Raw genomic sequence first — 4,588 nt, 5'->3', positions numbered from 1 at the left:
ATGCAGAAGGTGGTGATCGCCGTGGTGAACGCGGCCAGCGCGTAGGCCACGCCCACGCCACCGGCGGCGATGACGACACCGCCGAGGGCCGGGCCGATCATGGCGCCGAGGTCGGCCGTGAGCGCCATGAGCGCACCGGCCGCGGCGAGCTTGTCGCGCGGGATCAGGCTGGGAGTGACCGCCATGAGCGCGGTCGACGAGATCCCGCCCGCGATGCCGTCGACGACGGCGAGCACGTAGATCGCCCACATCTGCGGTACCGGCAGAATCGCGTTGACCGCCAGCAGGGCGAAGGCGACGCCCGCGGTGCCGCGTGCGATCGCGATGACATTCCGCCGGTCGTAGCGGTCGGCGAGCACCCCACCGGCGAAGGTGGCCGCGAAGGTGGTGACACCGATCACCGCGGAGACCGCGGCGACCTGCGCCGTCGAGCCGGTGAGCTGGTACACCTGCACGGGCACCGCCACGATGAGGAAACCGAGACCGAACAGCGAGACGACGCGTGCGGTGAACAGGTACCGGAATTCGCGGCTGGTGCGCAGCGGGTCGATGTCGATGAAGAGCTTCTCGAAGACGGCCACGATCACCCGCTCATCCGCGGGCGAGCAGCGCGATCCACTGCTCGAGGTCGGGGGCCGAGGCGAGATCCACGAAATCGACCTCGATTCCGGCGCTGCGCCACTGCTCCACGAGGGCCATCAACCGGACCGAGTCGAGTCCCTGGTCGACGAGGCTCGCCGACGGATCGAGTTCGTCGACGTCGATGTCGAGGATCCGGGCGGTGTCGGCAAGGACGGTAGTGCGATCGAGCACGGTGTTCTCCTTCTTTCGATATATGCACGGTGCAGGATGCTGCACTGTCGGGCGGTGCCGGAGGCGCCTTACGTCGCGGTGCCGGAGGCGCCTTACGTCGCGGTGCCCGTGAGCCATCTCGCGGTGACGACGACCTGCACCGTCTCCTGCCAGATCCGCGCGATCTCGGCGAGCGTGTCCGCGTCGACCACGTCCGCTGCGGCGGCGAACTCGCATTCCAGAACCGCGCCGTCCGGGGTGTCCTCGGTGATCGCATCCACCTGCAGGACGTGGTCGAGTGGCATGTCCGGATCCACCGAGCCGCCGATCGCGGCGGCGCCCGGTGCGCCCGACCACGGGCTGCCGGACTCCTCGCCGAGCGTGAGCCGGCCGAGGTAGTTGAAGACGACGGCCGGCGGCACGTACCGGGCGAAGCGGTCGCCGAAGTCCGGGTTCAGTCGCCGCAGCATCCCGAAGCCGATGCCGTTGTCGGGTCGCGCCCGCGACGCGCGGGCCACCGCGCGCAGCGCCGCGACCGCCGCCTCGGTGTCCCGGGACGCGGACGCCACGTCGACCTCCGTCAGATCCACCGTCACCGGATACATCGACGTGAACCATCCGACGGTGCGCGACAGGTCGGCGCCCGGGACCACCTGTTCCTCCCGGCCGTGTCCCTCGAGGTCGATGCGGACGAGGTCGCCGCCCCGGACCGACGCCACCGCGACGGCGAGGGCCGCGAGGAGGATGTCGTCCACGACGTCCGCGGCCAGCACCCGTTCGGTGACGTCGACGGGCAGCTGCACCCGAGTCGACCTGGTCGAGAGGACGGTGTCGCGTGCCGGGTCGAGCGGGCGCGAACCGAGTATCGGTTCGTCGGTGTCGACCGCCTGCTGCCAGGCCGACCACGACGCGGTGATCCGTTCCGATCGTGCGGCTTCGGCGAGTTCGGCCGCCCACACCCGGAAGGGGGTGCCGCTCGACGGCAGTGTCACCGTGTCCCCGCGCTCGGCCTGTTCGACGGCGTCGGCGAGGTCGGGGACGAGGATGCGCCACGACACGCCGTCCACCACGAGGTGGTTCACGACGATCAGGACGCGTCCGGCCCGGTGCGGCCCGAAATCGAACCACACGACCTGCACCATGCGTCCGCCGGCGGGATCGAGTGCGGCGTACGCGTTCTCGCGATACTCGTCGAACAGTTCGCCCCAGTCCCGTCCGGTGGCGTCCACTCGCCGCACCGAGCCGGTGAGGTCCGGGACGGCCTCGGGGACGGTCCACGACGGCCGTCCCTCGTCGTCGATGCGGAAGGTCGAACGCAGCATCGGGTGGGCAGCCACGAGCGCCTCGACCGCGGTCCGCAGAGCGCCGAGCGTCAGTCCGACCGGCGCGACGAGCAGGCGTGCCTGCGAGAAGCGGGACAGGCCCGTCCACTGCTCGAGGGTGTCCCACACGATCGGCGTGACGGTCACCTCCCCCGTCGCCTCGCCGACGGCAACCGGGTGGGTGTCTCCCGTCTCGCCGTCCACGGCGGCCGCGAGCGCTTCCACGGTGCGCAGTTCGATCACCTGGCGGGTGGTGATCCACAGCCCGGCGGCCCGGACCTTCGACACGAGCTGGATCGAGACGATCGAATCGCCACCGAGCGAGAAGAAGTCGTCGTCGATCCCCACCCGGTCGAGCCCGAGCACATCCGCGACGAGATCGGCGAGGACCCGCTCGGTGTCGGTGCGCGGCGCACGCGCCCCGACCAGCGACGAGAAGTCCGGTTCGGGCAGGGCCTTGCGGTCCACCTTGCCGTTGGCGGTGACGGGGAAGGTGTCGAGCACCAGCACCATCGCGGGCACCATGTACTCGGGCAGGCGCTCGGCGACCGCGGCACGGACCACCGCCGGATCGACGTCGCCGTCGGGAGTCACGTAGCCGACCAGGCGTGTCACGCCGCGACTGTCGTTGTGCGCGTTCACCACCGAGTCCCGCACGCCGCGAACCGCGGTCAGTGCGGCCTCCACCTCGCCGAGCTCGACCCGGAAACCTCGGATCTTGACCTGGTCGTCGCCCCGCCCGAGGAATTCGAGCACGGGCCGGCCGTCGCTGCCGCGTACCCGCCGGACGAGATCGCCGGTGCGGTACATGCGGGAACCGTCGTCCGCGAAGGGGTTCGGCAGGAACCGGACCGTCGTCAGGTCGGGCCGGCCGAGATATCCGCGGGCGACACCGGCACCGGAGACGTACAGTTCGCCGACCACACCCATCGGGACGGGGCGGAGCATCGCGTCGAGGACATATGCGCCGGCGCCGTGCACGGCCCGGCCGAGGCACGGTGTGCCGGCGTCGGTGACCGCTCCGATGAGCGAGTCCACCGTGCACTCGGTGGGTCCGTAGAGGTTGAAGGCCCGGCCATCGGTCAGTTCCCGCAGACGCCGCCACGACGCCGGATTGACGGCCTCACCGCCGAATCCGACGGACGCCGGACGGTGTCCGCTCTCGTACAGTCCGGCCGCGAGCATGCGGTCGAGGAAGGACGGGGTGACCTCGAGGAAATCGAGTTCGTGCTCGAGCGTGTACGCGACCATCCGTTCGGGATCACGCATGATGTCCTCGTCGAAGACGTGCACGGTGTGCCCGTCGAGCAACCACAGGGTCGGCTGCCAGGACGCGTCGAAACCGAACGACCACGCGTGTCCGACCCCCACCGGGTCTCGTCCGGCTGCCGCCACGGTGGGGACGTAGAGATCCGCGCGATGGCTCTCGAACAGATTGAGCAGGTTCGCGTGGGTGACCGCGACACCCTTCGGCAGTCCCGTCGAACCAGAGGTGTAGATGACGTACACGCCGTTGTGGGGGCGTAGTGCACCGCGCCGGTCGGTGTCCGTCAGCGGAGCGGTGGACAACTCGTCGAGCTGCCGTTGCAGGGCGGGATCGTCGAGCACCACGATTCGCGTGTCCCCCGCGACCGGTGCGATGCCGTCGAGAACCGAGGCGACCGTGACGATCACCTGCGGTCGCGAATCGGCCACCATGTGCGCCAGCCGATCCTGCGGATAGGACGGGTCCATCGGCACGTACACGCCGCCCGACGAGATCGCCGCCGCGATCGCGACGACCATGTGCTCGGATCTGGGTAGCGCGAGTCCCACGACCGTCTCGGGCCCGACCCCCGTCTCGACGAGGAGCCGGGCGAGTCGCGCAGATCGTCGTCCGAGTTCCGCGAAGGTCAGCGTCGTCCCGTTCGCGACCACTGCGGGCGCGTGCGGGGTACGCGCGATCTGCCGCGCCAGGAGGTCGGCGACGGTCGCTGCTCCACTGGACGGCGCCGCCGGAGTCGTCGACCACTCGCTGCGCAGACCGGCGCGCTCGGCGCTGGTGAGCACGTCGAGTTGTGCCACGGTTCCGGGGTTCTCGGCGGTGAGCCGGTCGAGGATGCGCACGAGCCGCTCCCCCAGCGCGGCGGCGTCGCGCTCGGTGAACAGATCGGTCCGGTACTCGAGACCGAGGTGCAGTTCGTCCTCGAGCCCGGCGACCAGCACCAGGGGGAAGTTCGTGGCATCGGAACCTCCGACCGATCCGACCCGCACGCCGCCGTCCCGCTGCGCCGCGTCGAGGGCGTCGCGGTCGACGGGATAGTTCTCGAAGACGAGGAGGGTGTCGAACAGTTCGCCGATCCCGACGGCGCGCTGGATGTCGGCGAGACCCACGTACTGATGGTCCATCACGCGGTTCTGTGTGCTGTGGGTGCGCGCGACGAGGTCGGTGATCGACTCTCCCGCCTCCGTGCGGACGCGCACCGGGACGGTAT

Annotated in this window: 3 protein-coding genes; all 3 read right to left on the bottom strand. The window is 70.4% G+C overall.

All coding sequences use genetic code 11. The annotated features are described in order from the left end of the window. The coding region (locus R1101_RS0116330) for an MFS transporter (protein WP_016934451.1) at positions 1 to 587 on the bottom strand (587 nt) is incomplete at its 3' end. Between the two features lie 4 nt (positions 588 to 591). Continuing rightward, positions 592 to 813: a phosphopantetheine-binding protein gene (locus R1101_RS0116325; protein ID WP_016934450.1), complete on the bottom strand. Its 222-nt coding sequence runs from the start codon at positions 811 to 813 to the stop codon at positions 592 to 594. A 92-nt stretch (positions 814 to 905) separates the two neighbouring features. Further along, positions 906 to 4,588: non-ribosomal peptide synthetase (locus tag R1101_RS0116320; RefSeq protein ID WP_016934449.1), on the bottom strand; the 3,683-nt coding region annotated here is incomplete at its 5' end.

Origin of the sequence: Rhodococcus sp. R1101, assembly GCF_000278445.1 — a bacterium.
Lineage (GTDB): Bacteria > Actinomycetota > Actinomycetes > Mycobacteriales > Mycobacteriaceae > Rhodococcus > Rhodococcus gordoniae.
The sequence above is the reverse complement of the archived record's forward strand: the minus strand, read 5'-3'. Positions and strand labels throughout refer to the sequence as shown.